This window comes from Ruegeria sp. SCSIO 43209 (assembly GCF_019904295.1).
Taxonomy (GTDB): domain Bacteria; phylum Pseudomonadota; class Alphaproteobacteria; order Rhodobacterales; family Rhodobacteraceae; genus Ruegeria.
The window spans coordinates 1,374,263-1,400,859 of the sequence record NZ_CP065359.1; the positions used below are offsets into that span (position 1 = coordinate 1,374,263).

At 55.2% G+C, this 26,597-nt stretch carries 29 protein-coding genes and 1 tRNA gene; 7 read left to right on the top strand and 23 right to left on the bottom strand.

The genetic code is table 11. From position 1 onward, the window contains the following. Window positions 1-262: 262 nt before the first annotated feature. The 5 genes from I5192_RS06910 to I5192_RS06930 form a co-directional block, all read right to left on the bottom strand. Window positions 263-1,360, bottom strand: coding sequence for a hypothetical protein (locus I5192_RS06910; RefSeq protein ID WP_223118045.1), 1,098 nt, complete (start codon window positions 1,358-1,360; stop codon window positions 263-265). 506 nt (window positions 1,361-1,866) lie between these two features. After that, on the bottom strand, window positions 1,867-2,484 hold the full coding sequence (locus I5192_RS06915; protein WP_223118046.1) for a hypothetical protein: 618 nt from the start codon (window positions 2,482-2,484) through the stop codon (window positions 1,867-1,869). 73 nt (window positions 2,485-2,557) lie between these two features. Continuing rightward, complete coding sequence (locus I5192_RS06920) at window positions 2,558-3,085, bottom strand: hypothetical protein (RefSeq protein ID WP_223118047.1); 528 nt, start codon at window positions 3,083-3,085, stop codon at window positions 2,558-2,560. Between the two features lie 68 nt (window positions 3,086-3,153). Continuing rightward, the gene (locus I5192_RS06925) at window positions 3,154-4,710 is read right to left on the bottom strand and encodes a hypothetical protein (protein ID WP_255612099.1); all 1,557 of its coding nucleotides are present in this window, start codon (window positions 4,708-4,710) and stop codon (window positions 3,154-3,156) included. 42 nt (window positions 4,711-4,752) lie between these two features. After that, entirely contained in the window at window positions 4,753-5,577 is an 825-nt protein-coding gene (locus tag I5192_RS06930) for a hypothetical protein (RefSeq protein ID WP_223118048.1), read from the bottom strand. 271 nt (window positions 5,578-5,848) lie between these two features. Here I5192_RS06930 and I5192_RS06935 point away from each other — a divergent pair, with 271 nt between their 5' ends. Then, window positions 5,849-6,616: an SDR family oxidoreductase gene (locus tag I5192_RS06935; protein ID WP_223118049.1), complete on the top strand. Its 768-nt coding sequence runs from the start codon at window positions 5,849-5,851 to the stop codon at window positions 6,614-6,616. Here the strand turns inward: I5192_RS06935 and I5192_RS06940 are convergent. The 4 genes from I5192_RS06940 to I5192_RS06955 all read right to left on the bottom strand — a co-directional run bounded on the left by I5192_RS06940 (window position 6,613) and on the right by I5192_RS06955 (window position 10,731). Further along, entirely contained in the window at window positions 6,613-7,479 is an 867-nt protein-coding gene (locus tag I5192_RS06940) for an acyl-CoA thioesterase II (RefSeq protein ID WP_170393070.1), read from the bottom strand. The genes I5192_RS06935 and I5192_RS06940 overlap by 4 nt on opposite strands. A 49-nt stretch (window positions 7,480-7,528) precedes the next feature. Further along, window positions 7,529-8,746, bottom strand: a complete 1,218-nt coding sequence (locus I5192_RS06945; RefSeq protein WP_223118050.1) for a serine hydrolase — start codon at window positions 8,744-8,746, stop codon at window positions 7,529-7,531. Between the two features lie 107 nt (window positions 8,747-8,853). After that, on the bottom strand, window positions 8,854-9,885 hold the full coding sequence (locus I5192_RS06950) for a phosphotransferase family protein (protein WP_223118051.1): 1,032 nt from the start codon (window positions 9,883-9,885) through the stop codon (window positions 8,854-8,856). Between the two features lie 27 nt (window positions 9,886-9,912). Beyond that, on the bottom strand, window positions 9,913-10,731 hold the full coding sequence (locus tag I5192_RS06955; protein ID WP_170393073.1) for an SDR family NAD(P)-dependent oxidoreductase: 819 nt from the start codon (window positions 10,729-10,731) through the stop codon (window positions 9,913-9,915). Window positions 10,732-10,839: 108 nt separating this feature from the next. Between I5192_RS06955 and I5192_RS06960 the strand changes: the two genes are divergently transcribed. The 3 genes from I5192_RS06960 to I5192_RS06970 all read left to right on the top strand — a co-directional run bounded on the left by I5192_RS06960 (window position 10,840) and on the right by I5192_RS06970 (window position 13,169). Beyond that, complete coding sequence (locus I5192_RS06960; RefSeq protein ID WP_223118052.1) at window positions 10,840-11,841, top strand: NADPH:quinone oxidoreductase family protein; 1,002 nt, start codon at window positions 10,840-10,842, stop codon at window positions 11,839-11,841. A gap of 129 nt (window positions 11,842-11,970) precedes the next feature. Continuing rightward, window positions 11,971-12,420 (top strand): type II 3-dehydroquinate dehydratase, encoded by a 450-nt coding sequence (gene aroQ, locus I5192_RS06965; RefSeq protein WP_170405767.1) that lies wholly within the window; start codon window positions 11,971-11,973, stop codon window positions 12,418-12,420. Continuing rightward, on the top strand, window positions 12,417-13,169 hold the full coding sequence (locus I5192_RS06970; RefSeq protein ID WP_170393076.1) for an autoinducer binding domain-containing protein: 753 nt from the start codon (window positions 12,417-12,419) through the stop codon (window positions 13,167-13,169). Before aroQ ends, I5192_RS06970 begins: the two co-directional genes overlap by 4 nt. Before the next feature lie 363 nt (window positions 13,170-13,532). Here I5192_RS06970 and tsf read toward each other — a convergent pair whose 3' ends face one another. From tsf to I5192_RS06995, 5 genes are all read right to left on the bottom strand, one after another. Beyond that, window positions 13,533-14,408 (bottom strand): translation elongation factor Ts, encoded by an 876-nt coding sequence (tsf, locus tag I5192_RS06975; protein WP_170393077.1) that lies wholly within the window; start codon window positions 14,406-14,408, stop codon window positions 13,533-13,535. Between the two features lie 76 nt (window positions 14,409-14,484). After that, window positions 14,485-15,285, bottom strand: coding sequence for a 30S ribosomal protein S2 (rpsB, locus tag I5192_RS06980; RefSeq protein ID WP_170405761.1), 801 nt, complete (start codon window positions 15,283-15,285; stop codon window positions 14,485-14,487). 168 nt (window positions 15,286-15,453) lie between these two features. Further along, window positions 15,454-16,329, bottom strand: a complete 876-nt coding sequence (locus I5192_RS06985) for a lysophospholipid acyltransferase family protein (RefSeq protein WP_370644427.1) — start codon at window positions 16,327-16,329, stop codon at window positions 15,454-15,456. Next, window positions 16,295-17,050, bottom strand: a complete 756-nt coding sequence (locus I5192_RS06990; protein WP_223118053.1) for a GNAT family N-acetyltransferase — start codon at window positions 17,048-17,050, stop codon at window positions 16,295-16,297. Before I5192_RS06990 ends, I5192_RS06985 begins: the two co-directional genes overlap by 35 nt. A 105-nt stretch (window positions 17,051-17,155) precedes the next feature. Continuing rightward, entirely contained in the window at window positions 17,156-17,338 is a 183-nt protein-coding gene (locus I5192_RS06995) for a DUF3553 domain-containing protein (protein WP_010440107.1), read from the bottom strand. Window positions 17,339-17,380: 42 nt separating this feature from the next. On the opposite strand from I5192_RS06995, the gene I5192_RS07000 reads away from it, so the two are divergent. Continuing rightward, window positions 17,381-17,977: a histidine phosphotransferase family protein gene (locus I5192_RS07000; protein ID WP_170735040.1), complete on the top strand. Its 597-nt coding sequence runs from the start codon at window positions 17,381-17,383 to the stop codon at window positions 17,975-17,977. Here the strand turns inward: I5192_RS07000 and I5192_RS07005 are convergent. The 9 genes from I5192_RS07005 to I5192_RS07045 all read right to left on the bottom strand — a co-directional run bounded on the left by I5192_RS07005 (window position 17,974) and on the right by I5192_RS07045 (window position 25,459). Next, window positions 17,974-19,236: a glutamate-5-semialdehyde dehydrogenase gene (locus tag I5192_RS07005; RefSeq protein ID WP_170662556.1), complete on the bottom strand. Its 1,263-nt coding sequence runs from the start codon at window positions 19,234-19,236 to the stop codon at window positions 17,974-17,976. The genes I5192_RS07000 and I5192_RS07005 overlap by 4 nt on opposite strands. Window positions 19,237-19,275: 39 nt before the next feature. Then, window positions 19,276-20,382 (bottom strand): glutamate 5-kinase, encoded by a 1,107-nt coding sequence (gene proB / locus I5192_RS07010; RefSeq protein ID WP_170509926.1) that lies wholly within the window; start codon window positions 20,380-20,382, stop codon window positions 19,276-19,278. After that, window positions 20,370-21,404 (bottom strand): GTPase ObgE, encoded by a 1,035-nt coding sequence (obgE, locus tag I5192_RS07015; protein ID WP_223118054.1) that lies wholly within the window; start codon window positions 21,402-21,404, stop codon window positions 20,370-20,372. Before obgE ends, proB begins: the two co-directional genes overlap by 13 nt. A gap of 37 nt (window positions 21,405-21,441) precedes the next feature. After that, on the bottom strand, window positions 21,442-21,978 hold the full coding sequence (locus I5192_RS07020) for a GNAT family N-acetyltransferase (RefSeq protein ID WP_170393085.1): 537 nt from the start codon (window positions 21,976-21,978) through the stop codon (window positions 21,442-21,444). Then, window positions 21,975-22,583, bottom strand: coding sequence for a LysE family translocator (locus tag I5192_RS07025; protein ID WP_170509934.1), 609 nt, complete (start codon window positions 22,581-22,583; stop codon window positions 21,975-21,977). The genes I5192_RS07020 and I5192_RS07025 overlap by 4 nt, the downstream gene beginning before the upstream one ends. 95 nt (window positions 22,584-22,678) lie before the next feature. Then, complete coding sequence (rpmA, locus tag I5192_RS07030) at window positions 22,679-22,948, bottom strand: 50S ribosomal protein L27 (protein ID WP_010440093.1); 270 nt, start codon at window positions 22,946-22,948, stop codon at window positions 22,679-22,681. Between the two features lie 11 nt (window positions 22,949-22,959). Further along, window positions 22,960-23,577, bottom strand: coding sequence for a 50S ribosomal protein L21 (locus I5192_RS07035; protein WP_170421606.1), 618 nt, complete (start codon window positions 23,575-23,577; stop codon window positions 22,960-22,962). Between the two features lie 233 nt (window positions 23,578-23,810). Continuing rightward, on the bottom strand, window positions 23,811-24,590 hold the full coding sequence (locus I5192_RS07040) for a DUF2059 domain-containing protein (protein WP_255612101.1): 780 nt from the start codon (window positions 24,588-24,590) through the stop codon (window positions 23,811-23,813). 26 nt (window positions 24,591-24,616) lie between these two features. After that, complete coding sequence (locus I5192_RS07045; RefSeq protein WP_223118056.1) at window positions 24,617-25,459, bottom strand: DUF2059 domain-containing protein; 843 nt, start codon at window positions 25,457-25,459, stop codon at window positions 24,617-24,619. Between the two features lie 123 nt (window positions 25,460-25,582). On the opposite strand from I5192_RS07045, the gene I5192_RS07050 reads away from it, so the two are divergent. Both I5192_RS07050 and I5192_RS07055 read left to right on the top strand, forming a co-directional pair. Next, window positions 25,583-25,672: transfer RNA gene (locus I5192_RS07050), tRNA-Ser, on the top strand. A gap of 202 nt (window positions 25,673-25,874) precedes the next feature. Next, the gene (locus I5192_RS07055; RefSeq protein ID WP_170393102.1) at window positions 25,875-26,429 is read left to right on the top strand and encodes a hypothetical protein; all 555 of its coding nucleotides are present in this window, start codon (window positions 25,875-25,877) and stop codon (window positions 26,427-26,429) included. Window positions 26,430-26,597 lie beyond the last annotated feature (168 nt).

The following is a 26,597-nucleotide window of genomic DNA, read 5'->3' on the forward strand; positions in this document are numbered from 1 at the left end:
TGCTAAACGCAATGGCGATAAGGAATGGCTAGACCGTCTCAACGAGGAACTTTATGTCCTGCGTCTAGCCCTTCGTTTGGATAGTAAGACGCTAAAGCGCCTTACTATGGGGAAGGATTTCTAGGTCTTTTTGCACCATGGGATGAATTCCCGACTTCCGCCCTTGCCCCGTCTTGCTTCGCGCGAGTCGGGGCGTTCTTTGCAAACCTTCCTTTCTCGTGCGCGTTCCGGTTCCCTGATCGAATTTGCAAGATGCCCTTGCTCATGCACCGAAGGTTTCTTTGTGGGCGTCGTCGTTTTTGTAGGCGCAGTGATAGTTGCAGATGTCGAGACTGCGCCACCAGTCCTCGTAACTGCGCCGCTCTCCCTTGGCTCGCTTTTCCTGATATGAGTATCTGGCGATGTAATCCGCAGCCTTGAGGCCGTCCTTCGCTTCAGCGTTAAGTCCTCTGTAGCATTTGCGGCACGGGTAGATGCCGCCGCAGCGTTTGCGGATCTTCGCCTTCCAGTGGCCGAGTTTTTCTTGCCACGCTCTTTCGTCGTATTCTTGTTCGTATTCCTCGATTTCGCCATAGATCAATCCTTCCCAATCTTTTTCCACTACTGACACGGACGCCAACAAAGCGTTCCATTGCGGGCAATCCTGCCCGTATTTCTGATTCCGTAGCTTGTTGATGTGATGCAGCCGATTCAGGAGATATTCGCGCTGCTTTCCCTTGGGATACCAATAGCCGGAATAGTCGGGCACGTTCAGATTGAGCGTTACCGGCACAATCAGCTTGCGTTCCCATTCTTCACATTTGCGCTCTAACCACCGGAACCCGATGGGTGGCACCTTTGACATGCGGAAGTACGAGGCTCCGTCATTCTCTGACTTGGCCTCTCGCATGGTGCCTTTCGAGTTCACTACGTTGAACTGATCTTTCAGGGCGTACTTGAGCACATATGCCAAGGTTCCCTGATCGGGGTTATCTGTCGTTACGTGTCCATGCGGCCAGTACTGCCAGTGATCCCGGTAGTATTCCTTGCTATTCGGTTTTCGCCCTGGGCGATTGCCCGGGATTACCTTATCGTTGTTTTCGTCCTTCCACACACCAAGGTGCTTGAATGGACGCTCTCCGAATATGATCATGTGCCAATGGACCCGGCCCCTCTTTGATCCGCGTTCGCCTGCAACGACATATGAAATCTCGCCGCGCGTGGTGTATGTTCTGTAATACTCTTCACGAAGGCTTTTAAGGAACGCTTGTACATCACTATAATGAAAGGCCTTTGCCCTTGGGGGCAGGGTGCCATCTGCATTGTTTCTGTAGGTGAGATTGATAACCAATGTCTCAGCTACAACTGTTTTTTCTGCCATCCCGCGCGCGACCCAATCGTTTTTCCGCGCTTTGATGCAGTCGTTACACCGACGGCAGGCAAACTGTATGTATTCGCCTTTGTCGTTGTACGTGTATTGAGGATTAGAGCACATTATGTTTTCGTCCTAAGTGTCAGTAAGTGCATACAGGATCAAGGGGGTATGGGGGCGCGATCCCGTCCGGTTTATCCAAACACGGACGTGATCGCTGTACAGGCGCTGGCGCATTTCATTTGCCACCACCTGATTTAACAAATCGCATTGGGTCGGGCAGGGCTTGCGCCCGCCCGGTGTGGCCCAGCTACCTAGTCCACCCTCATATTCATGTCCCCGTTGCTGATAGACGCGGTACGTCTCGCGATCGCGATTTGTGATGTATTGCTTCCATGGCCGCTTAGGCGGCTCCGATCGCCGCTCATAGCTTGGCTTTGGCCCCGTACCTTTCGGCCAGTACAGATCGCTTGTCGCGGGCCGTACTGGCCATGGCGCGTATGGTGTTGGCCAGTTCATTTATGCTTGTACCCGCGCGCACAGCGTCGGGCCAATTCGGGCAAGACTTCCTCAAACCTTACCCAAAGCTCTAGCTGGTTGGGCGGGCGGGGCTTGCCCTCTAAGCCGATTGTAGCGCGGTGTCGGTCACGCTGTTTCTTCCAGTCTGCAAGCTGGATATGTGCAGCGTCATAGAAACGCTCTTCCGGATCGTCATAAACGGGAATGCCGTTGTCATTCCAATCGTGTCCATGGATCAGATTGACACCGTATTTCGCCTCTATGACGCGCATACAGGCATTGAGCGTTAGCCAGTATTTCCGGCTGACGTTCCAGCCCAATGACGGATGGATAATGTCCACCGCCTCATAATATTGGTGCGGGCTTTCCCATGGGCCCGCTTTTGTGCGGCCCTCTATGCGTAATTGCTTTTGTCGCTCAGGTGTTCGGTAACACTCGCTGATCTTAGCCGGATAACCGGCATCCTCCATGGCCTTAACGATCTGTTGGCCGAGGTAGAACATGGGTCCGTCTTTGTAGCAGTACCGCGTCTGTCGTTTCGGCACCTGCATTTTCTCGTATGGCCACACGTGACGTAGTGCGGCACGAAACAAACCTTGGGGTTTGAGTTTCATTTTGTAGTTCCTTTGCTCGATGGGCGAGGGCCGTTAGGCCCTCTATCAACCACGGTTGCAGCTGCACCCGTTCTTACTCTGTTTGCGTTTCATTGACGTTTTGTTCCCGTGTTTCACGGGTTTCGCGCGCCGTCTCGGGGCTTTCCTGCGCCTCTTGCCGCTGGGTCGTTTCATTGGTTTCCTCCTCGATTACCTGCGGTTCTCTGGCCTGCGACCGCAGTACCTTTTCCATATTCGCCATTCGGCGTTCATTGGCCTTGTTTTGTGCCGTGGCGGCCTTCACGACCTTCATTAGTTCGAGATGCTCAGGGCTTGCCTTTGTCGGCTTGTATTCGGGGTTGGCTGCGGTGTTGAACGCCGCTGCACCATAGCCCTGCGTTTGTACGCGCCGCCCGCTCGCTAGAAGGGCTGTCACGTTTTCTACAAGTTCGAATGTATCGCCCTTGTTCGCATAACGGACGTATCCTATGCCCTCATGTACGCCGGGTGTTAGGCCCAGTACGAACTGGGTTTCACCCTTTTCATCTACGCAGGCGATATTTCCACCCGGATGCGCCACTGCCAGTTTTGCGGCTGCGAACTCTCGTTGTGTGAGTTTCATGTTGTTCTCCTATAACTTTGTTTCCGTGATAGCGGAAAACGCCAGCTGACGTTCTCCGTTATTGTGGATTATTCGGTTTCCTCAAAAACGTCCTCGTCTCCGATTACTGCCAGTTCTTCGACCGGGGTAGGTCCGAAGATCAGCGGCGTATCCGCCCTGAATATGCTTGTGATGCTGTACTGACAGACTTCGACACCCGGGGAGTGATCCTTGAACGGGTAATGATCCAAATCCTCTGGATAGAGGATGTTGTCTGGATCAACCGATGCTGGCACCTCCAGTTGCCAGATTGCGGTTTTGTTCTCGACTGTCGTCGGATCGAGTTGCCTTGAGAACCCATAGTTCACATAGGTCTTTTTCAGGTGGTTGTTGCCGTTGTAGCAGACAATGGTTTCCTCATCCGCCTGCGCCACATCGGAGCGGATTTGACGCGCCATTACGGGCTGTGGGTCTACGTTCAGTTCGTCTGCTACGTAGTTGATCTTGCCCCATGGCTGAGCAAGGATCGGGTGCGGCTGTGAACCCAGCGTCTCATCGGGCTTGATTACTGCAAAGGTGATTACCACACCGCCAAATTCTGACGCTGGGATCGGCACCGTAAACGCCAAGGTGTCCTCGGGTTCCGTTTGCTCCTGTCCGAGACTCGGGCCGTCCGTGGCGCTGATCATTCCACCGCCTAGGGTGATTTCGTTTTCATAGATCACAAACGGCTGCTTTTCGACTTCCAGCTTCAAGCCGTGTGCGTAACGAACAACCTGTTCTTCACCGTATTGCGGATTATCATCGACCATTTTCCGCATCTTGCGTGTGAGCCGATCACGTTGCTCGGCAAGATAGAAATCCGTGACAGTCAAGCCTGTTGCGGGTAGATCTCCGTAGACATCGGGGTGGCCGGGATTGTTTGGGTCTTCTTTGATCCACCGTCCTTCTCCGCTGTCTGTTCGTGCCCAGTCACCATCTTGGGTTTCCCCCTCTGTGACATTCACTGTTCCGGCTGTCGTGGTCAGTGTTCCGTCTGTAAAGCCGATACCCTTCATATTAATACGGCCTTCGATGTGCACCGCGCCATTCACGCGATCATCGGGGTCCAGCACTGCGTTCAGCCGATCCAAGACGGTCGGGCCGATTAGGGCAGGGGTGACGGTCATGCAGGTGTTGTCCAGGAGCGTTGCCTTGACGTATTTGCGTTGCCGCAAATGGTTGATTGCCGCGATGTAGGACAGACGGACAATCTCACAGACCTTTTTTACGCCATTAATCGAGATAGGCTCGACACTGAGGCGCTTGGTGATTTCGTTTTCATCCTCGTATCCAAACACAGGAGTGTCGGAGAGGTATTTTTCTCGGAAGATTTCCACGTTGCCGGGGTGATCAGCCTCGGGGTTTTTGATGATGTCCGCTGCGATCGCCGGGACATAGACCGAGATCAGTTCTGCAGTGATTTCCGTACGCAGCCGTCCCGCGATGGGGTCCAGTTCATATTCGCAGATTTGTGTGAGGCTTCCGACCTCACTGGGGCCGACTGCGACGGCCATAACAGGGGCTAGTTTGCCACCTGCAAAGCGTCCGTGTGGGCTTTGCACCTCACGCCGCTTGTTCTTTGGGATCATATAATCTGAGCGCATTTCGAGTCTCCGTTTTGCTCTGGTTTTGAAAAAGGGAAGGGGTTACGGATACAGCTTTCGCATGTGTTCCGTGTATTCTGGCGTTCCCCATTTTGGGGCGCGAATTAGTGATTTTCGCTTAGGTCGCGCCTTTGGGCGCCTAGGTCCCTTTATGGTCCCTAGTTCCGGCAGTTTTGAGCGGCGTTGCCCCTCTTTTTCTACCCACTTTTTGAAGTTCTTTACCGCATCGGCCCCCGCTATCGGGATGCCGATTATTGAGCCAAGTAAATCGCCATAGCGTTGCTCAAACTTTTCGGCGTCATCGAACTTATCTCGATCAAGCTCGAAGTCTCCGCCGCCAACCCGGAGATTACCCCCAGCAGGAACAGTACCCCCACTGTTATCATGATCGCCTTGAGCATTTGAACCTCGTTGATAAATACCGCCATCCGGCACATTCAACTTATGCTCTTCATTGGCTTTTTCCAAGCGCTGTCTTTCAAGTTCCAGTCCAGCGCGTTCTGCCTGAAGGGCTTCGACCCCCAAAAGGGTATCTGAGGCTGCGGCCAAATGGTTGATGCGTTTTGACGACATGACGCCGCCTGTTACGGCCGATGATCCGCCGCCCGAATAGGCGTCAGGGGCACCGCCCAAGGGGTTGAACCCGGCCTTTTCCATGCCTTTACGCATGAGGCCCCATTTTTCGAGTTCCCATTGCTTTTGGCCTTGCCGTGCACGATTGAAAGCCTTCTTTGCGAAAGCGTCGTTTAGCTTGGCCATCCAACGGGTGTCGCTCTTGTCGAGACGATCACCTTTGCCGCCAAATAGTCCCTTAATGCCTTGGGCGGCACTAAGGGCTATTCCGGCCCCCTCTAGGAAGCCGACCATTTAGAAGCCTCCTGAACAGAAGGCTTGAAAGACGTGCGGTTGCAGGGTAGCTACCAAGCCACCGGCAATACCAGCAATGACAGGGATCATTGCTTTTGCGCTGATTTCCTTTGCCTTTGACATACCTGTTTTCTCCACTTGTGGTTTATAAAGTGGGATAATCGGTATTATGTATAATACGTAGCGAGCGAGCCACGACTATAGAACACACATTGGTCGTGGCTTGCCAATATGTTACGCTGTGTTTGAGAAGTAAGACACGAGCTATGCAATGGTTCTGATTGGGAAGACCGTCGTCATCACTGGCGCTGCAAATGGCATAGGTAAAGGTCTTGCCAAGCGGTTCTCAGAAGAAGGTGCGCATGTAGTCTGCGCCGATATCGACCTTGCCGGCGCGCAGGCCGTGGCGGCGCAAATTGGCGGTGATGCACTCAGCTGTGATGTGTCCAAGGAAAGTGATATTCGAAATCTGATTGAGACTGTCGAGGATACGATCGCTCCGATTGATTTATTCTGTGCCAATGCGGGAATACTCACCTTAGGTGGATTTGAAGTGCCGGATGCTGAATGGGACCGCATCTGGCAGATCAACGTGATGTCTCATGTCTGGACCGCGCGGCACCTGGTCCCAAGGATGGTTGCGCGTGGTGGTGGTTATTTGATGATCACAGCATCAGCGGCTGGATTGCTCAATCAACCCGGCGCAGCCCCTTATGGCGTAACCAAACATGCGGCTGTGGGTTTTGCTGAATGGGTTGCGATGACCTATGGCGATAAAGGTCTCAGGGTTTCGGTTCTGTGTCCACAGGCCGTTCGGTCGGAGATGATACGTGGACATGAGGATTCGGTCGCCGCGATTGACGGAATAATTGAACCTGATGAGGTCGCCCAAGCCTGTGTCGAGGCGCTGGCGGATGAACGTTTTTTGATTCTTCCGCATCCACAAGTGCTTGACTATATGCGTTTAAAAACAGAAGACTACGACCGATGGTTAGGTGGAATGATGAAGCTTAATCAAAGGTTTGCTGACAGTTCTTAGCGCGGTTTCCGTCTTCTGAGCAGGCCTTCTTGCGCGACGGATGCAACCAGTTTGCCATCCTGCGAGAAGATCGAACCCCGATTGAAGCTGCGCCCCTGCCCTGTCCACGGCGACTCCATCGAATACAGATGCCAGTTTTGAAACTGCACGGGTGCATGAAACCAGATGGCATGGTCCAGACTGGCCCCATCAATTTCACCAGTGAACCAGCTCAGCCCATGGGGCCGCATTCCGGAACTGAGCAAGCTCATATCCGAGGCATAGGCCAATAGAAGATGTTGTGTGACGGTGTCCGCGTGGTTCGCTGCGCCCATGCGAAACCAGACGTGGTTCTTGTCATCTGCCTTGGCGGGTGCAAACAGGTCCAGCGGATCTATTTCGCGCACTTCGATCGGGCGCTCGCGCAGCAATTCAGCTTTCAGCTTTTCGGGAACGCGATCCAGGTATTTTTCGCGCAATTCGTCACGCGATGGATGGTGCTCGGGCGCTTGAACGTCCGGAATCGGATGCTGATGTTCCCATCCGTCATCCTGCTTGTGAAACGAGGCCGACATGTTCAAAATTTGCTTGCCATGCTGGATCGCAACCACGCGGCGGGTTGTAAAAGAACCACCATCGCGCGCGCGATCCACTTGATATATAACCGGAATTGACGGATCTCCGGGCCTTATGAAATAGGCATGCAAGGAATGGCATAGACGATCCTCGACCGTCCTGTACGCTGCCGCAAGCGCTTGCGCGATCACCTGCCCGCCGAAGATACGCGTTGGTGTCTCGCCACCAGATCCGGTTCCGCGAAACAAATCGACCTCAAGCGGTTCGATATTCAGCAGATCAAGCAATATGCGTTCGGCTTCGGTCATTCGGGGCTCTCCGGCGTCTTGGCCTTTTCCGGTATCACTCAAACACCGATCATTCAACGAGCGCCGCGTGAACAAGCGCCTTTAACTCGGCTCGGGATGGATAAGAGCTGGATGGCGAGAGCTGTGTAAAAAACACTGTTGAAAGCGCGTTGACCGGATCGATCCAGAAATAGGTGGAGGCCATCCCGCCCCAGCCATAGTCGCCAACCGAGCTTGGGGCTCGGGTGCGCGCCGGGTTCAGTACCACCGCGCCTCCGATGCCAAAGCCTGTGCCTTCCATGGGTTGCTCTGCAAAGCTTTGTGGACCCATGGATGCAATATCGTCCGGTAAATGGTTGCGAAACATGAATTCTACAGTCTTCGGCCCGAGCAATCGCGCGCCATTTGCGGTTCCTTTGTTTCGCAACATCTCGGCGAACTTGCTGTAATCGTCGATGGTACTGATCAATCCGCCACCGCCAGAAAAGGTCGTTGCCGCCTCAAACGGGGACTCTCCGGCCCGATCCACCAACCGCAATGTTTCGCCACCCGATTTTGCGGCATTCAGCGCCATGGCATCGCCTTCGAGCGGGGTGTAGAGCGAGGCAAATCGGTCCCCTGCCCCTTCAGGCACTGAAAACGCGGTTTCACTCATCCCAAGTGGTCGAAAGATGTGTTCTGTCAGAAACACGTCCAGCGGTTTGCCTGATACAACTTCTATCACGCGGCCAATCACGTCGATACCGACCGAGTACTCCCAGCGACTGCCTGGCTGAAAAGCCAGCGGCAACCCTGCCAGCACTTTAACCCGATCCGCCAGCGGGCCTTGTTTCGGGGAAAAGATCAGATCGAGCTCATCCATGGCCATTGGCAAAAGACCGGGATTGAACGGGTAGCTCAGCCCGCTGGTGTGCGTCAGCAATTGATGCAAGCTGGGCGTCGGCGCGTCCTCGGTCTGGTTCAACTGCGTTGCACCCGGGACCAAAGCTTGCATCGTTGCAAACTCTGGCAGGAAATCGGAAACCGGGGCATCTAGATGAAACAACCCTTGTTCCACCAACATCATCAAAGCAACGGACGTCACAGGCTTAGTCATCGAATAGATCCGAACCAGGCTGTCGCGCTGGAACGCGAGGTCGGTTTCAATGCAGCGGCGGCCACATGCGTGAAAGAATGCCTCTTGCCCGTTCTGGTGGATCAGAAGGGCGCTGCCTGCGTATTTCCTCTGCTCCACATATCGGTGCATCCAATTGTGGATGTCGGTCTGCGCGGTCGGATCAAATCCCATGAGGCAACTCCATCTTAATCAGGCCGATCTTGCCTTCGTGAGATCCGAGGCAACAGCGAATTCTGCTGATTTTTGCTGGATTTGTTGAAGGGCGCCGAGAATACTGCCTACGTTTTTTGCAGCGCAGATAATCCGTTTTGGGCGAAGACCGGCACATAGGCACCGAAAGCCTTAGCGCGTGCCGGGTCTGACGCGTTTCCATCCAAGGCCCGCTTGTAGACACCTTGCAGAATACCGGCCATCCGAAAGAAGTTAAAAGCAAGGTAGAAGCCAAAATTCTCAATCCCCGTTAGGCCGCGGCGCGCGCAATACTCGGTGATGAAGTCCTGATCGGACGGCAGCCCGAGGCTTAACCGATCTACGCCAGCCAACCCCCGACCCTCCTTGCCCGGGGGCAGCTGCCACTGCATGATGACGGCCGCCAGGTCGGCATATGGATGGCCGATGGTCGATAGCTCCCAATCCAGCACTCCGATGCAGGCGGTGCCATGCGCCTCGAACATAAGATTGTCGATGCGGTAATCCCCATGAACCAGTGTTCTTTGATTATCATCCTCGGGGATCTGGCGCTCAAGCCCGGCGATCAGCTGATCCATCTCGGCGATTTTTTCGGTCTCAGAGGCGCGATATTGTTTGGTCCAGCGAGCAATTTGCCGCTCGAAATAGTTGCCTGGAGGTCCGAAATCCGAAAGACCCACCGCATCGATATCGACCATGTGCAGTTCGGCCAGTACGCGGTTCATCTCTTTCAGCACACCCGTGCGCGTCGCATTGTTTTCGCCTTTCATGACAGGGTCGACAAATGTGCGCCCTTTCAGATGCTCCATCACGTAAAAGGCAGAGCCTATGACGCTGTCATCTTCACAAAGCAGATGTACTTGCGGGACGGGCACTTTGCTACCAGCCAGCGCTGCTTGTACGCGAAATTCCCGATCCACTGCATGTGCGGATTTCAGCAATATGCCCGGCGGCTTGCGTCTCAGAACATAGGATTTGGCCGGCGTACGCAGCAGATAGGTTGGGTTCGACTGACCCACGGTGAATTTTGTAGCTTCAAGAGGGCCATGATACCCAACAAGATGCGTGTTTAGATAAGCGTCGACGGACTTGATATCCAAAGTGTTTTCAGTGTGTGTCATATATTCAGCCTGCGTATGAACCCACGGCTAAAGGGCATCGGCAAAGATATTGCCACCGGTCTGCACATTTATCCCGCCGGAGACAGGGATGACCGCGCCAGTGACATAGCTGCCTCCGCGACCGCATAGAAACAACATGCAACCAGCGATATCCTCGGCCTGGCCAACCCGGCCCAGTGGAACACCTTTGCCGACGCGCGCGCGCTTGGTTTCGTCTTCGGTGGCAAAGGCCGTCATGCGCGATACGAATGGTCCCGGGGCCAGCGCATTCACCGTGACTCTGTATGGTGCCAATTCTTTAGCCATGATTTTGGACAGGTGAATAACCGCCGCTTTGGACGCGGAATAGCTGTAGGCCCCGTCACCCATCGGAACTTCACCCATGACCGAACCTACATTGATGACCCGCGCAGGATCCTCGTCGGTTGCGGATTTCATCAGAAGTGGCAGCAATTTTTGGGTCAGATCAAATACGCCTGCGACATTAACCGACATGACTTTGTCCCAAGCGAAATGAGGGAACTGCCCCATCGGCGCGCCCCAAGACACACCTGCATTATTCATCAGTATATCAATCGCTTGAGTGCGGTTTTTGACTTCATCCACCAGCGCATCTACACCCGCCTCACTGCTGATGTCGCCAGCAAACCCTTCGGCCGAACCTGGCGCGTCCAGAGCGTTCAACTCTGTTGCAACCTCCTCGCATGCCTCGCCTTTGCGAGAAGCGATCAGCACATGCGCCCCGGCACGTACCAACGCCTCGGCCGCCATTCGGCCGATACCGGTGGCACCCCCAGTTACCAGTGCCGTCTTTCCACTGAGCGAAAACAAAGTCTCGGGCGTCATGTGCACTCCATTCAGGCGATCTGGGATTCTGGCGTGAGGTCTTCTTGACAATACCTGCTGACAATCCAACGATTTCAAAACAGGTGAAGCAAGAGGCAATTGAAAAACATGCAGGCATTACTCAGCGTCACACCAGGCGGCCCCGAGAGTTTGGAACTGACCACCCTGCCCGATCCAACCCCTGAGTCAGATGAAATTGTAATGCGTATCCGCGCCGCCGGGGTGAACTTCCCTGATACGCTGATGATCCGGGACCTCTATCAGATAAAACCACCCCGCCCCTTTGCGCCAGGTGGTGAAATCGCCGGAGAAGTTGTCTCGGTCGGAGAAGGCGTTGCAGACTTCGCGCCTGGTGATCGGGTTCTGGCGCTGACAGGGCACGGAGGGTTCGCCACGCATCTGAAGCTCAAACCAGCGACTGCCGTCAAGATACCCGACGTGATGCCGTTTGAAGATGCGGCTAGCTTTGTCTTCACCTACGGCACTTCATACCACGCCCTCAAGGACCGTGCGCTACTTAAGCCCGGCGAAAAAGTACTTGTTCTGGGGGCCGCCGGTGGCGTTGGGTCTGCGGCGATCGAGCTAGCCAAAGCGATGGGGGCACATGTGATCGCGGCGGTCTCGTCTGAAGACAAAGCATTGTTTTGCAGAGATATTGGCGCAGACCAGACGCTGATCTATCCACGCGATCTGGACCGCGAAGCGCAAAAGGCCCTGTCCGCCGAGATAAAGGCACTGGCCCTGGGCGAAGGTGTGGATGTGGTCTACGACGCGGTCGGCGGAGACTACGCTGAGCCCGCCTTGCGAAGTATGGCATGGGGCGGGCGCTATCTGGTTGTTGGCTTTCCTGCCGGCATCCCCAGCATTCCGCTGAACCTGACTTTGCTCAAGGGCTGTCAGATCGTCGGGGTGTTCTGGGGTGCGTCCGTATTTCGCGACCCGAAAGGGCACACACAGAACCTGGCCGAGTTGTTCCGCCTATATGGTTCGGGAGAGATTTCACCCCGTATCAGTGCACGATTTCCGCTAACCCAGGCGGCAAAGGCAATTGGCATGCTCGAACGGCGCGAGGCTCTCGGTAAAGTTGTGGTCACGATGGAAGATAATTGAATAGAGGATGGGATTGAGCCGATCCAGCAACCTGCATGCGTCAATGAAGCTCTACCCATAAGAGCGAAGGTCGCTGGACGACCTTTAAATTCATGTTTATGAAAAAAGGAAGATGGGGACAGTTTGAATATGCACAATATCCTGGTTCTGAATGGTCCGAACCTGAATTTGCTTGGTACACGGCAACCCGAGGTCTACGGCGCAACGACGTTGCAGATGATCGAGGACCTGTGCGTTGCGCATGGTGAAACGCTGGGTCAAAACATAACCCATCTCCAATCCAATCACGAAGGCGCGCTAATTGATGCGATCCACGCGGCACGCGGCGCTCAGGATGGTATCGTGCTGAATGCAGGCGCATTCACGCATACATCGATTGCGCTGATGGATGCGATATCTTCGGCCGAAGTACCCGTGGTCGAAGTTCATTTATCTAACATCCACGCGCGCGAGGCGTTTCGTCACAAATCACATATCGCACCAGTCGCGATTGGACAGATCTGTGGTTTTGGCGCGCAAAGCTATGTTCTTGCACTGAACGCGATTGCCGCGCATCTGGCTGAGAGGGACACAGGATGACCCTCAAAGAGTATCTGAATTTTCTGAGCTACACGAAAACTCTGGAAGAGCTTTGGGATGCACATTGCCGCCAGATGGAAAAGTATGGCTTCGACCGGTTGTTGTATGGGTATACGCAATACCGAACGGCGACTTCGCTTGGCGATCCAGAAGACTTTGTAATCCTGACCAATCACTGCTCGGATTACTTGGAAGGGTTCCTTCAATCTGGCCTGTATTTTCACGCCCCCATGCTGAAATGGGCGCTGAACAACGAAGGCGCTGCAAGTTGGAGCATGATACAGGACATGATGTCCAGCGGGGTCATGTCGAACGAAGAGCTTCGGGTTTTTGAGTTCAATAAGTCGCGCGATATTACAGTAGGTTATACGGTCAGCTTCAACTCGGTGTCGATGCGTTCCAAAGGGGCGATTTCGCTTGCGGCACGTAATCACAGCCAGGAGGAGATGGACGAGGTCTGGAACGAGCACGGCGACGACATCCTTCTGATGAACAATGTTGCCCATCTCAAAATCCTGACCTTGCCATATCATGCCCCGAACCGCGCGCTGACCAAACGCCAGCGCGAAGCTTTGCAATGGGTCGGCGACGGAAAGACCACGCAAGACATCGCGCTATTGATGGGTTTGACTTCGGCAACGGTGGAAAAACATCTGAGACTCGCGCGTGAGGCGCTTTCGGTTGAAACAACGGCACAGGCCGTGTTGAAGGCCGCGTTGCAGAATCAGATGTTTGTGATGGAAGCATGACCCTATTTTGATGCTAATTAGCATCAAATTGACCTAGGGTAAGGAATACATGACTTTCCGAATCTCCCGATAAAATTGCAAATTGATATTGTTCCGTGAGTGGTGGCTTTAGCCAGGGAACGTTTTGATCGGATCTTTGTAATACCAAAGCTCTCTGATCGCTCTGACACCGAGGCGTCTATTCGTCCACGTCTCTTTGTCGGGATTATTGAGGGGCCCTTCCATCCCCATCATGCAGGGCCCCTCAATTCACTAATCTTCGCAAGCATTGGTTCACAGGCTTTTGACATGAAAAAAACCCGGCTGCGCTATGCAACCGGGCTCGGTATTTGTTGCAGCCTCCAACCGAAGCTGCAAAAGATTTTAGCCTTGGGCTGCCTTTGCAACTTCGGCAGCGAAGTCTTCTTTTTCGACCACGATGCCCTCGCCTACTTCCATGCGGACAAAACCGGTGATGGTAGCACCTGCTTCTTTGGCAGCCGCTTCGACGGTCAGATCAGGATTCACAACGAAGTCCTGGTTCAGCAGGGTCGCTTCGGCGACGAATTTCTTCATGCGACCGACGATCATCTTTTCGATCACCTGCTCCGGCTTGCCGGATTCGCGAGCGATGTCCATCTGGACCTGCTTCTCTTTCTCGACAACTTCCGGATCCATGTCCGCCTCGGACAGAGCCGCCGGGTTCACCGCTGCAATGTGCATTGCAACCTGCTTGCCGAAGGCTTCATCGCCGCCGGACAGAGCAACCAGAACGCCGATTTTGCCCATGCCGGTTGTCGCCGCGTTGTGAACGTAGGACACGACGGTATCGCCCGACAGTTTCGACATACGGCGGACCGACATGTTTTCACCAATGGTGGCGATCTTGTCGGTCAGGGTATCTGCAACAGACTTGCCGCCCAGATCGGCAGCCAGCAGCGCGTCGACGTCATCAACACCTTCGGCTGCGTAGGTGATCTTGCCGACCATCTCTTGGAATTCGCTGTTTTTCGCAACGAAGTCGGTTTCCGAGTTCACTTCGACTGCAACACCGTTGCCGCCGTTGACGTGAACAGCAACCAGACCTTCCGCTGCAGTACGGCCCGATTTCTTGGCCGCCTTGGCCAGGCCTTTGGTGCGCAGCCAGTCAACGGCTTCGTCCATGTTGCCGCCGGTTTCGGTCAGCGCTTTTTTTGCGTCCATCATGCCTGCGCCGGTCGAGTCGCGCAGTTCTTTTACCATTGCTGCTGTGATTGCCATCTTTTGGCTCTCCTCAATTCAAACGGAATTGGGGCAGGTCTACCCTGCCCCATATGTCATTTACGTGACGGGCAGCTTACGCTTCGGCTTTGACTTCCGGCGCGGCTTCTTCAGCGGGTGCTTCTTCGGCTACGACTTCTTCAACCGGAGCTTCTTCGAATGCACCCAGGTCAACGCCAGCAGCACCCATCTGAGCGGTCATGCCGTCCAGAGCTGCACGTGCGGCCAGATCGCAATACAGAGCGATTGCGCGCGCTGCGTCGTCGTTGCCGGGGATGATGTAGTCAACGCCATCGGGCGAGCAGTTGGTGTCGACAACAGCCACAACCGGGATACCCAGCTTGTTGGCTTCGGCGATAGCCAGTGCTTCTTTCTTGACGTCGATGACGAACAGCAGATCAGGAACGCCACCCATCTCGCGGATACCGCCCAGTGAAGCCTGCAGCTTGGCCTGGTCACGTTCCATGCCCAGACGCTCTTTCTTGGTCAGGCCTTCGGCACCCGACTCCATGGCTTCGTCGATCTGGTTCAGACGGTTGATCGACTGGGAAACGGTTTTCCAGTTGGTCAGCGTGCCGCCCAGCCAGCGGTGGTTCATGTAGTACTGAGCCGACTTTTCAGCGGCATCTGCGATCGGCTGAGCTGCCTGACGCTTGGTGCCTACGAACAGAACGCGGCCACCTTTTGCGACGGTGTCACGAACAGCCTGCAGAGCCTGATCCAGCATCGGAACGGTCTGAGTCAGGTCCATGATGTGGATGCCATTGCGCGAGCCGTAGATGAACGGGCCCATGCGGGGATTCCAACGCTGAGTCTGGTGACCAAAGTGAACGCCAGCTTCTAGCAGCTGACGCATGGTGAACTCGGGAAGAGCCATGCTTTACTTTCCTTTTCCGGTTTACGCCTCGGCGGGGGTGAAAGAAGCGGATGCTCCAACCGGCGGGCCAGATAAGGATGTCTCCCTCAAAAAGCCCAAACCCCGCCTGCGGGTTTGAATGGCGCGCGTATACGGCAGGTTTAGCATCAGCGCAAGGGCCAAATGCCCCTATTTTTCAAGCCGCGCCAGTGAATGCGCATGACGTACCGCGTCTTCGCAATGGGCTGCCAGAGCTTTGCGGTTTTCAAAGTCGCTAACCTTAGCTGGCGCGTGGTAGATCAATTCCACGGTGCCTTGTCGACGTGCCCCCAAAGTCTTAAGCAAATGCGGTCCGAAATCCATGTCGCCCCACCAGCCATAAAACCTATCGGGCTGACCTTGGGGAGCGTGAAAGATGACCGAAACCGGTTGAACATACATGAATTCCCGCAGCTCTTCAGTGAAGAACGCGGCAAAGAGTGTTGTTTTGAAGGGTAAAACTCGCTGTCCGTCGGTCGAAGTGCCTTCAGGAAAGAACAACAGCTTGTGCCCGGCTTTCAGACGTTCCTCGAAAATCCGGGTCTGCTCGCGGGCTTTCTTGCGATCACGTTCGATAAAGACCGTACCCGTCGCGCGTGCCAGCCAGCCGATGCCGGGCCATTTTGCAACTTCGGCTTTCGATACGAAATACACGCGCTTACGGGCATTCAGCGCAAAGATATCCAACCACGACGTATGGTTTGCAACCACAGCGCCGCGTTCCTGCATGAGCGCGCCAGAGGTGCGAAATCTGATCCCGAGAATTCGAAATGCATTGCGACAAACGAACTGAGAAATGAACGGTGTCACCGGCCGTTGAACGCCATAAAGCGGTCGTTCGATGAGACGTATGGCCAATAAGACGAACAGCCCCCCAAAAACCAGAAGGGCCAGCGGCAGACCGCGAAGTATCACCAGGACCCAACCTAAGAAACCAAGCTCAATTGGATCAGGAGCGTCTTCACTTTGCCACGATGGGTCGCTCACAGGGTTATGCTCCACCATAAATACGCCGCTGACGCTCATTCATGCGGGCTGTGTCAAGGATCAGACACACATCGGTTGTGTTGAAGGCATGATCGATAAATGCCCCCTCGCCCACGAATCCACCGAGGCGAAGGTAGGCCTTGATGAGAGACGGCACTTGAACCATCGCCGCGCGCCGATCCAGCGCGTCGGGTGCCAAAAGGTCCATTGATTGAAACACATCTGGCTGGGCCCGAACCCGCAAATCCAGCGGGGCAAGGTGGTTGTGATGCAGCATCGACAGCGGCTGCGCCAATTTGCTCACGTCGGTTCCGTGGAAACTCGCGACCCCGAACAAGACCTCAATATCACGCTCGGTGACGTATGCAGCTAGACCATTCCACAGATGATACATCGCCGTGCCACCACGATAATCCGGATGCACGCACGAGCGTCCAAGCTCCAACAGCTTGCGCCCGCTTTGTTTCAGGACGGTGAGATCGTATTCATCCTCGGAGTAGAATTGCCCCAGTTCGGCAGCTCGCTCACCAGGAAGCAGTCGATAGACGCCGATCACCTCTCCAGATGAATCGTCGATGGCGAGCATATGATCGAAGTATGGATCGAACCGATCCTTCTCGAGCCCCGCCTCATGGTCCACCATCTCGCCGCCACCGCCCAATTCCTGAACAAACACGTCATAGCGCAGACGTTGGGCCGCCCGCAGTTCAACCTCGGTATTGGCCAATTTGACAGTGAATGAGGGGCCTTCGTCGGGCATCAAGAAAATTCCATCGATCGCTGTTGCGCGCTGATAACGCGATTGCTCGGCCAAAGGCAACAAGCCCGCGTTTTGCCCGAGTTGTTAACCTTTCCTAAACCAGTTTCACGGATCAAAGACCGGCATCAGGGCTATGCGTGTCCCGTCGATCACCACTTTCCCCTGCTCGCGAAAGTTAACGGTGATCTTGCCTCCGATATTGGACTGCACTTGTCCAACGCCCCAATCGGGGAAATCGGGGTGGCGGACATACATGCCCGGTGCAAGAATGGCATTCAGATCTGTCATATCGGGCCTCCGGGTCCAAGGCAGATGCAGCAGGAGGTACGCATGGGCGCGTCAGACGTCAACCTGGCTGAATTGATCGGCTCTCGGATCTGTCATGATCTGATCAGCCCCATTGGGGCAATTACCAACGGGCTTGAGCTGTTGGAGATGGTTGGCGCAGTCCAGGGCCCTGAAATGGAGCTGATTTCGGGCAGCGTTGGCAGTGCAGGCGCCCGCATCCGGTTTTTCCGCGTTGCCTTTGGATCAGCAAGCGATCAGCCATTGGGTCGCACCGAAGTGGTCGAGCTTCTTAAAGATGTGGAAAAGGCCGGGCGTCTGCGGATCAGTTGGAACCTGACCGAACCTGTCCCGCGCAATCAGGTTAAACTCGCGTTTCTGGCTGTGATGTGCTGTGAAAATGCGATGCCCTTCGGCGGCGAAGTGGAAATCGAAACTCAGGGCGACGCATGGACGGTGACTGGCGTTGCTGACAAGCTGAACCTCAATACGGGACTATGGAAAGGGATTGGCTCGGGGCGATTTACCGAAAAACTAAGCCCGGCGCAGGTTCAATTTGCCCTGCTGCCGGACACAGCCTCGACGATGGGTCGCAGGATCACGGCAGAAACGACCGCAACCCAGGTGACACTGCGGTTTTAGTGCCGCGTGGTCCCGTTTCCGCGCACCAGATACTTAAAACTGGTCAACTGAGCGGCACCGACGGGACCGCGCGCGTGCATCTTGCCGGTGGCGATACCAATCTCAGCACCCATGCCAAACTCACCGCCATCCGCGAATTGCGTCGAGGCATTATGCATCAGGATAGCGCTGTCGAGCCGTTCGAAGAAGTGCTCGGCGGCCGCGGAATCCTCGGTCATGATACTATCGGTGTGGCTTGAGCCAAACTGCCGGATATGCGCAATCGCGGCGTCGATATCTGCTACGGGCCGTGCAGCGATGATACTATCTAGGTACTCTTTGCCCCAGTCATCATCCGACGCAGGAATGGTGTTTTCATTGGCCAAAATGCCTTCGGCATGCACTTCAACACCCGCAGCTTGAAGAGCAGCGATTAGATCACGGCCCAGTGTTTCTGCAACGTCTTGATGGATCAGCAAGCATTCTGCCGCGCCACAGATACCGGTGCGCCGGGTTTTGGCGTTCAACACAACATCCAGCGTCTTCTGTGGATCGGCGGCTTTATCAACATAAATATGAACGATGCCTTCGAGATGCGCAAAGACGGGCACGCGCGCCTCGCGTTGCACAAGACCCACCAATCCTTTGCCACCTCGGGGAACGATGACGTCGACATAATCAGTCATGGTCAAAAGCTCTTGCACCGCAGCCCGGTCGCGAGTCGGCACCAGTTGAATGGCGTCTTCGGGCAAGCTAGCAGCTGCTAGCCCCTCAACCAGACAGGCATGGATCGCGGTTGACGAATGAAAGCTCTCAGACCCGCCGCGCAAGATCACGGCGTTCCCGGATTTCAGGCACAATGCACCCGCATCCGCCGTCACGTTGGGGCGGCTTTCATAAATCACGCCGATTACACCCAAAGGCGTGCGCACACGCTGAATGTTGAGGCCCGAGGCCATGTCCCATTCGGCCAACACCTCACCCACAGGATCAGTCTGATCGGCAACGGTGCGCAGCCCGTCAACCATGCCCTGAACGCGTGCTTCATCCAGCATCAGGCGGTCCATCATCGCGGGGCTCAAACCCTTTTCTCGCCCGAACTCCAAATCCTTCTTGTTCGCTTCGATAATGCCGGCACGTTTGTGCCAAACGGCGTCTGCGGCTGCGATCAGCGCGGCGTGCTTGCGTTCGGCGGTGGCAAAGGCAAGCTCTTGCGAGGCTGCTTTGGCGCGCGCACCAAGGTCGGCCATCATTGCGGGAATGTTGTCGAAATCCTTCATCTCATGCGCCTTTCGGTCTCAGTTTATCAAATCACGCCCTTACAGCGCCAGATCGTCCCGGTGGATCAGGGCCGCGCGGCCTGGATAGCCTAGCGTCGCCTCGATTTCAGACGATTTACGTCCTTTGATCGCATCCGCCTCTTGCGCGGTATAGCGACTTAGCCCCTGTGCCAGCCTCCGCGCCTGCGCATCCAGAACAGCGACGGGATCGCCGCGACCGAAATCACCCGTGACCTCGACAATGCCAGCGGGCAACAGGCTTTTGCCATTGGAAAGCGCCCTTGCCGCACCGTCATCGATCACGATCTCTCCGCGCGGTTTCATCGCCGAAATCCAGCGTTTCCGGGCTGCATGCGGATCGAGCGTGGCCGTGAACCAAGTGCAGCTCGCTCCATTTTCAAGCGTTTTCAGCGGGTTCAGGGGTGATCCTTCAGTTATCGCCATATCGCAGCCAGCTGCGGTTGCCATCTTGGCAGCCAACAGCTTGGTCTTCATGCCGCCCTTTGACAGCCCCGATCCCGCGTCACCTGCCATGGCCTCGATCTCGGGCGTGATCTGTTTGATCACGTCATATCGGGTGGCTGTCGTGTCCTCGTTGGGATTGCCCGAATAGAACCCGTCGACATCTGAAAGCAGGATCAACTGATCCGCGCCGATGGTCACGGCGATTTGCGCTGCCAGCCGGTCATTGTCGCCATACCGGATCTCATCCGTGGCGACTGTATCGTTTTCGTTGACAATCGGAACAACACCCAGGCTCAGCAGCGTTTCCAGCGTTGCACGGGAATTCAGATAACGCCGCCGATCCGCGCTGTCTTCCAACGTGACCAACACCTGAGCGGTTTTGATCTCATGCGGCGTCAACGCTTCTTCATACGCACGGGCAAGCCGGATTTGTCCAACCGCCGCAGCGGCCTGTGACTGTTCCAGCGGCAGATTCTGCATCGGCAGGCCAAGTACACCTCGACCCAACGCGATTGACCCGGACGAGACCAGAACAACAGCTGTCCCCTGCCCTTTCAGCCAAGCCACGTCCTGCGCCAGCGATTTCAGCCAATCCGACCTGAGCAATCCCGTATCCCGGTCGACCAACAAGGCCGATCCGATCTTGACCACCAGGCGGCGGGCATGGGTCAGGGTTGCCAAGGCGTGGCCTCCTCGGCGGGTTTCTGGCGCAGGCGGCTTTCATCGATCTGAGCTCGCAAGGACCGCAGCACCTCGGTCACGCCCAAATGCGCAACGCCTGACATGGTCATGACCGGGCCGCGAACGGCTTCTTCCAGTTCGGCCTTAATCAGTTCGCGTTCCTCATCGTCCAGAGCGTCGATCTTGTTCAATACGGTGATACGCGGCTTATCCGCCAGCTCTCCGCCATAGGCCTCAAGCTCGGTGATGATTGTGCGATAGTCTTCGACCACAGTTTCCGAGGTGCCGTCGACCAGATGCAACAGTACCGCGCAGCGTTCTACGTGGCCAAGAAACCGGTCACCGATTCCACGCCCCTCATGCGCGCCTTCGATCAGGCCTGGAATGTCGGCAACGACGAACTCCACGTTATCGACACCGACAACGCCCAGATTGGGGTGCAGCGTAGTAAAGGGATAGTCGGCGATTTTGGGCCGTGCATTGGATGTGGCAGCCAAGAAAGTTGATTTCCCGGCGTTGGGCATGCCCAAAAGACCCACATCCGCAATCAGCTTCAGCCGCAGCCAGATGGTACGGTCGATCCCCGCCTGCCCCGGATTGGCGCGGCGCGGGGCCTGATTGGTCGCGGATTTGAAATGCAGGTTGCCAAAGCCGCCGTTGCCGCCTTTTGCCAGCAAAAACCGCTGTCCAACCTCGGTCAGGTCACAAATCACGGTCTCTTCGTCTTCGTCCAGAATCTCGGTTCCGACGGGAACGGGCAGGATGATGTCGTCACCATCCTTACCGGTGCGTTGCTGACCGCGACCGGGTTGGCCGTTCTTGGCGAAGAAATGCTGTTGATAGCGAAAGTCGATCAGGGTGTTCAGCCCGTCCACAACCTCGGCCCAAACAGACCCACCCTTACCGCCGTCCCCACCATCGGGTCCGCCGTATTCGATGTACTTTTCACGTCTAAAGCTGACGCAGCCGCCACCTCCGGCCCCGGACCGGATGTAGACCTTTGCAAGATCGAGAAATTTCATAGCTGTCCCCTACTGCAAAGGCCCCATCGGCCACAAGTCAGAGTTTCTTTGTATAGGTCCAGGTGGGCACATTCGCATCGCGCGCCACCGAATAGGTTTCCGCATCGCCAAGATACTGGAACCCGCAATGGGTCAGAACCCGGGCCGAGGCCGGGTTGTCCTGGAACACGCTGGCGAACATGGTCGCGTTTTCCAGCGGATTGGCGTTGACCAGCGTTTCAACGGCCAGCGATGCAATGCCGGTGTTCCAATACACCGGGGCGACCCAATAGCCGACCTCGGACTGGTTGCGATCCAGCCGGGTCAATGAAATCAGTCCGATCAGCTCCGGGCCACCATCCTTTGTGGCATCCATTGCCCAGACATCCTCGTCCCGGTCTTCGGCCATCGCGCGCATCACAAACGCCTCAATCGAGCCGGGCGGCAATGGATGCGGGATCGATGTCGTCATGCGCGCCACACGCTCATCGCCTGCATAGTGCTCAATGAGACCCAAATCCGACCGACGCAGAGGGCGAAGGTCGAACCGCTCGGTTTCAATGACCGGCTGATTTATTATTGCCTCAATTTTCATGAGTGCGTTCCTCCTCCGAACAACACAAAAAGTACGGACGCAACTGTCAAACTGGCTAACGTCCACATCAGATATTTTTCCGCAGGCCGACCTTCAACCGCATGGGCGATCCGATCTCCGGCAAATGTCCAGATCGGGTGCAATACGATCTGGCAGATTAACAAACAGAGAGCGATCGTGAGGGTCGCCTCAAAACTGGGTGTTCCTGTTGCCACAAACCCGGTGAAGCCTGCGATAATCATTGCCCAAGCTTTAGGGTTAAGAGGATGCACTATTAACCCCGCCAGAAAACCGGGCACTTGCTTATCCGATTGACCTCGGGAAAGCCGCAGATTGGCAATTTTCCACGCGAGCCAGCAAATATATGCAGCAGAAGCATATTTGAGTGTCTCGAACACCAACGGCGCCTGATCGGCCACTTGCATCAGGCCAAAACCAACCGGCCAGATGATCAGCTGTTTGCCCAGAATGACCCCGCCCACAAAGGGCAGTGCCGACCGAAAGCCAAAACGCGCACCTGTTCCCAGCAGGACCATATTGGCCGGTCCCGGCGTGCCGACCTGCGAAGCGGCAAAAATCAGGAAACTGGTGGTTGCGACTGTCATCGGTTCTGGTGATCACGACTGCGTTAAAACGAAAAAGGGACCGGCACTTTGTGCCGGTCCCCCATGAATTTTTCTTAAACCTTCTGGGTTTCGGCTTACTCTGCGGCCTCCGCCACTGGCAGGACCGAAATAAAGGTGCGGTTTTTAAGTCCCTTATGGAACTTCACGGCGCCATCGACAGTTGCAAAGATGGTATGGTCTTTGCCCATGCCTACGCCTTCGCCCGGCCAGAACTTGGTGCCGCGCTGACGCACGATGATGTTGCCTGCGATGGCGGCCTGGCCACCATACAGTTTCACGCCAAGGCGGCGACCCGCTGAGTCGCGACCGTTACGGGAGGAACCGCCAGCTTTCTTATGTGCCATTCTCTCTCTCCTTAGCCCTGAGCCAGCTCTTTGGCTTGCTCAACCCATTCGGGTTTCACTTTGATGGTGTCGATAGCAGCAATCTGCTCGTCCGACAAGGCGGCCAGAGCGGCAAAGCTTTCGATACCGGCTTCAACCAGCTTTTTGGCAGCGGCAGGGCCGACACCATTAAGAGCTGTCAGATCGTCAGCGGCAGCAGCTGCGGCGGGTGCCTCTGCTTTGGCTTCAGCTTTCTTGGCAGGCTTTTTCGCTACCGGTGCAGCTTCGCCAGCCGGTGCCGAACCGGTTGCAGCTTTGATGCCCGACTTGTCAGCGCCCGACGACAGGATGTCGGTGATTTTGACCAGAGTCAGTTTCTGACGGTGACCAACAGTACGCTTCGAGCTGTGCTTACGACGGCGCTTGACGAACTTGATGACCTTGTCACCTTTGATCTGTTCGATCACTTCGGCCTGTACGCCTGCGCCTTCAACGAAAGGTGCACCAACAACCGGTGCGTCGCCGCCCAGCATCAGAACATCGTTGAATTGAACTTTTTCACCTGCGTCGGCAGCCAGCTTTTCAACACGGAGCACATCGCCCGCCTGAACCTTGTACTGCTTGCCGCCAGTCTTGAGGACCGCAAACATGCGTCTTTCCTTTTTCTAACCGCGTTCTGTGGTCCCCGATTGGGAGTTTCCGGCTTTCGCCACCTCGAACAGCGCGCCCTTTTCGGGCTGTGTGAATGACCTTTGGCACATGCCATCAGGTCAAAGAATAACGATACCCGGCGCGGAAAGCCGGCCGGGATGCGCGCTTATCGAAGCATTCATGAAGAAAGTCAACCAAAAATCCGCAGCTTTGAGATCCGAAAATCTGCGGCTCAGAGATCCGACGCTTTCATGGCTTGCGCAACGGATTGCCCAAGCTGGTAAGAGATGCCGTTTAGCATCTCATCAAAACCCATGAACAAGGCGGAATTCAAGGCCCGACCCGCATCGGTGCGGGAAAAGGCGATGTTCTCTCGCATCTGAGACTCGTTCAACGGCTGATAGGCCAATAAAAGGAACGAGTACATCCATTCAGTTGTCTCCTCCCTGGTGTTCTCATGCTGAGATAGCAGTTCCTGCAACACGGATGCATCGTCGAACAGGGCACTTTGCCCGGAGGCAAGTCCTTGGTAAAAACTATAATCGGCGCTGATGGTGCCTTGCACATTTTTCTCGATCAGGTCGTTGACCTGCACATATTCATCTACAAGACGAAAAAACATGCCCTCGCGATCAGCCTGTTCGTAAGCGCTGCGTGCCATCTGTTCGATCGCGTCATCTGCAATGGCCCGGCGCGCCGAGTTTTCCAGAGAAACGATGCTTTGCCCCAGTTCGCTTTCAAAAAAGATCGAAGCTTGTTCTAGCTGCACATCGGACATCATCTCGCCAACCGACAGCGAAAGTTGTTGGTGCATCGTGGTCGGATCGTACAAATCCTCAACTTGCGCCAAAAAATAGGCTCCTCCTGAGCTGCCCAGCATCGACTCGTTGATTGCATGCCCTTGCGCCACGCCTTCTTCACTAAGAATTTTCATAAAATCCAAAATATGCATCGCCTGCATCAGTCTTTCAGCACGCTCGCTTGCGGCCAGAGGCAGCGCCCAGATCGTCAAACAGAGTGCCGTAGCTAAAACTCGCATCAGATATCCTGCGCCGGGCGCAATTCGGCCATGCGAGCGGCTAATACTTCAAACCGCATCGCCATGATTTCATATTGGATCGCATTCAACAGCTCATAGACCTCCTGCATCAGAGGCTGTTCCAGAGCGTCAACATAGGCGTCGACATCCTCATCCGAGAAATCCTGGTAGGTGTAAGCCGCCCCTGCCAAAGCTGACAGTTGCAGAGATCGACGCAACTCACCTTCATTGCGTTGGATCATCGTGCGCAGTTCATCTCCGCTCAGTTGCATGTCGATAATGCCAGACGCACTTGCGGCCAGTAAAAACCGCACCTGAATTTCTTGCAGCGCGCGCAGCGAGGTTCCGCTGGCGTCCACCGCACGGTTCATGCGCTTCAGGCTTTCAACACGAGATGAGCCTTCTTTTATCAACTTCGAGACGATTTCTTGCCCGGCCAGTTGTTTAGCCTCATCATCGTCATCCATATGAGCGGCGTTTTCAGCAACGACCAGTCTTTGCCCCAACTCCGAGGCATAAAACGAGACCGCGTGGACCAGCGCCTCTTCGCTAAGCGTCTGTTCAAGGATCGAGACGGCCGTTTCGTGCATCAAAGCGGTATCAAATACTTCTTCGGTCAGACGTGCCCAATCCGATCCGAAGCCGTCAGGGTCGATACCCAGCATCTGCGGGGCCGAAGCAGAGGCCTGCGCTATGCTTTCCAAGGCAACGTCAAAACCTGTCGTGGTCAGAAACGCTTCAATCTGATCCTGACTGGCGGCCTGAGATGGCGAGGCCATGACACCAAGTGAGAAAATTGGAAGGATGAGGCTGATTGCGAACTGGCGTATAAAGTAAGTCATACGTATCAGCCTAGGTGTTTTCTTACCTCTGGCAATGGAAAATCCCACTATCGTCAAAATCCGGTATTTTCTGCTTGCACCCCTGCCCGTTCACCACTAAATCCCCCCCTCATAGACCCCCGCGGAGAGGTGCCGGAGTGGTCGAACGGGGCGGTCTCGAAAACCGTTGTGGGTGCAAGCCCACCCAGGGTTCGAATCCCTGTCTCTCCGCCATAAATCAATTCATCCTTCAAGGCTGTTTCTTTGCTTGTGTTGCGATTCCTGCAATGGATGGCATGATGTTGCCACTGCCTGCAGTGTCAATCAGCGCAGTGTGGCTCAAACCCGCAATATGCTGCAAACTCACGTGTTTTCCCCTTTGCTTTAACGTACCTTAACCCCATCTGAGCGACACATCATTTGAAGGAGACATCCAATGTCGCGTCTTTTACTTATCGTAGCCATCGCCGTTATCGGCGGAGGCGCTTACTATTTTGCCACAAAACCTGAACCAACCCCTGCCGAGCAGTTGCAATCGGCGGCTGAAGATGCCTCAGAGGCGGTTGGTGAAGCAGCCTCGGCAATACAAGAGGGCGCTGCTGATGCCGTTGAGGCGGCGACTGAACAAGCATCCGAGGCTGCGTCCTCGATTGCGGATCAGGCCTCGGAAGCTGCATCTTCGGTATCGGAACAGGCCAGCGACGCTGCTACATCTTTGACCGAGCAGGCCAATGATGCAGCCTCAGCAGCTGGCGATCAGGTCGCAGCGCTTGCCGGTCAGGGGCAGGAACTGTTCAACTCGTGGGTTCAGGACGGCATGCTGACCGCGCAGAATTTCGACTATGACGCAATCGTCACGTCGGTTCAGGAAAGCGCCTTGTCTCAGGACATCAAAACACAGGTTATGAAGATCCTCGACGAGATCAAAGCGTCGCCTGAGCTGGTTGTCGCGAAGATACAGGATCTGCGCAATCTGATGACGCAGCAGTGATCAATTCCAGAACCAGCCCCAAGAGGGCTGGTTCACCCGGTCGGGATGCGACTTAATTTGCGTCACATTACGGCATTACCCAATTGACATAGCTCACCGTGTTTGATTGCTTTCTTGAGATTGTTTTTAAAAAATAAAACCTTTTGTCAGTGTGTTACATTGTGACGA

Bases quoted from the DNA above. Each gene is read 5' to 3' on its own strand.
- I5192_RS06910 (WP_223118045.1), bottom strand. From the start codon at position 1,360: ATGGCAGAAAAAACAGTTGTAGCTGAGACATTGGTTATCAATCTCACC.
- I5192_RS06915 (WP_223118046.1), bottom strand. From the start codon at position 2,484: ATGAAACTCAAACCCCAAGGTTTGTTTCGTGCCGCACTACGTCACGTG.
- I5192_RS06920 (WP_223118047.1), bottom strand. From the start codon at position 3,085: ATGAAACTCACACAACGAGAGTTCGCAGCCGCAAAACTGGCAGTGGCG.
- I5192_RS06925 (WP_255612099.1), bottom strand. From the start codon at position 4,710: ATGCGCTCAGATTATATGATCCCAAAGAACAAGCGGCGTGAGGTGCAA.
- I5192_RS06930 (WP_223118048.1), bottom strand. From the start codon at position 5,577: ATGGTCGGCTTCCTAGAGGGGGCCGGAATAGCCCTTAGTGCCGCCCAA.
- I5192_RS06935 (WP_223118049.1), top strand. From the start codon at position 5,849: ATGGTTCTGATTGGGAAGACCGTCGTCATCACTGGCGCTGCAAATGGC.
- I5192_RS06940 (WP_170393070.1), bottom strand. From the start codon at position 7,479: ATGACCGAAGCCGAACGCATATTGCTTGATCTGCTGAATATCGAACCG.
- I5192_RS06945 (WP_223118050.1), bottom strand. From the start codon at position 8,746: ATGGGATTTGATCCGACCGCGCAGACCGACATCCACAATTGGATGCAC.
- I5192_RS06950 (WP_223118051.1), bottom strand. From the start codon at position 9,885: ATGACACACACTGAAAACACTTTGGATATCAAGTCCGTCGACGCTTAT.
- I5192_RS06955 (WP_170393073.1), bottom strand. From the start codon at position 10,731: ATGACGCCCGAGACTTTGTTTTCGCTCAGTGGAAAGACGGCACTGGTA.
- I5192_RS06960 (WP_223118052.1), top strand. From the start codon at position 10,840: ATGCAGGCATTACTCAGCGTCACACCAGGCGGCCCCGAGAGTTTGGAA.
- aroQ (WP_170405767.1), top strand. From the start codon at position 11,971: ATGCACAATATCCTGGTTCTGAATGGTCCGAACCTGAATTTGCTTGGT.
- I5192_RS06970 (WP_170393076.1), top strand. From the start codon at position 12,417: ATGACCCTCAAAGAGTATCTGAATTTTCTGAGCTACACGAAAACTCTG.
- tsf (WP_170393077.1), bottom strand. From the start codon at position 14,408: ATGGCAATCACAGCAGCAATGGTAAAAGAACTGCGCGACTCGACCGGC.
- rpsB (WP_170405761.1), bottom strand. From the start codon at position 15,285: ATGGCTCTTCCCGAGTTCACCATGCGTCAGCTGCTAGAAGCTGGCGTT.
- I5192_RS06985 (WP_370644427.1), bottom strand. From the start codon at position 16,329: ATGAGCGTCAGCGGCGTATTTATGGTGGAGCATAACCCTGTGAGCGAC.
- I5192_RS06990 (WP_223118053.1), bottom strand. From the start codon at position 17,050: ATGCCCGACGAAGGCCCCTCATTCACTGTCAAATTGGCCAATACCGAG.
- I5192_RS06995 (WP_010440107.1), bottom strand. From the start codon at position 17,338: ATGACAGATCTGAATGCCATTCTTGCACCGGGCATGTATGTCCGCCAC.
- I5192_RS07000 (WP_170735040.1), top strand. From the start codon at position 17,381: ATGGGCGCGTCAGACGTCAACCTGGCTGAATTGATCGGCTCTCGGATC.
- I5192_RS07005 (WP_170662556.1), bottom strand. From the start codon at position 19,236: ATGAAGGATTTCGACAACATTCCCGCAATGATGGCCGACCTTGGTGCG.
- obgE (WP_223118054.1), bottom strand. From the start codon at position 21,404: ATGAAATTTCTCGATCTTGCAAAGGTCTACATCCGGTCCGGGGCCGGA.
- I5192_RS07020 (WP_170393085.1), bottom strand. From the start codon at position 21,978: ATGAAAATTGAGGCAATAATAAATCAGCCGGTCATTGAAACCGAGCGG.
- I5192_RS07025 (WP_170509934.1), bottom strand. From the start codon at position 22,583: ATGACAGTCGCAACCACCAGTTTCCTGATTTTTGCCGCTTCGCAGGTC.
- rpmA (WP_010440093.1), bottom strand. From the start codon at position 22,948: ATGGCACATAAGAAAGCTGGCGGTTCCTCCCGTAACGGTCGCGACTCA.
- I5192_RS07035 (WP_170421606.1), bottom strand. From the start codon at position 23,577: ATGTTTGCGGTCCTCAAGACTGGCGGCAAGCAGTACAAGGTTCAGGCG.
- I5192_RS07045 (WP_223118056.1), bottom strand. From the start codon at position 25,459: ATGACTTACTTTATACGCCAGTTCGCAATCAGCCTCATCCTTCCAATT.
- I5192_RS07055 (WP_170393102.1), top strand. From the start codon at position 25,875: ATGTCGCGTCTTTTACTTATCGTAGCCATCGCCGTTATCGGCGGAGGC.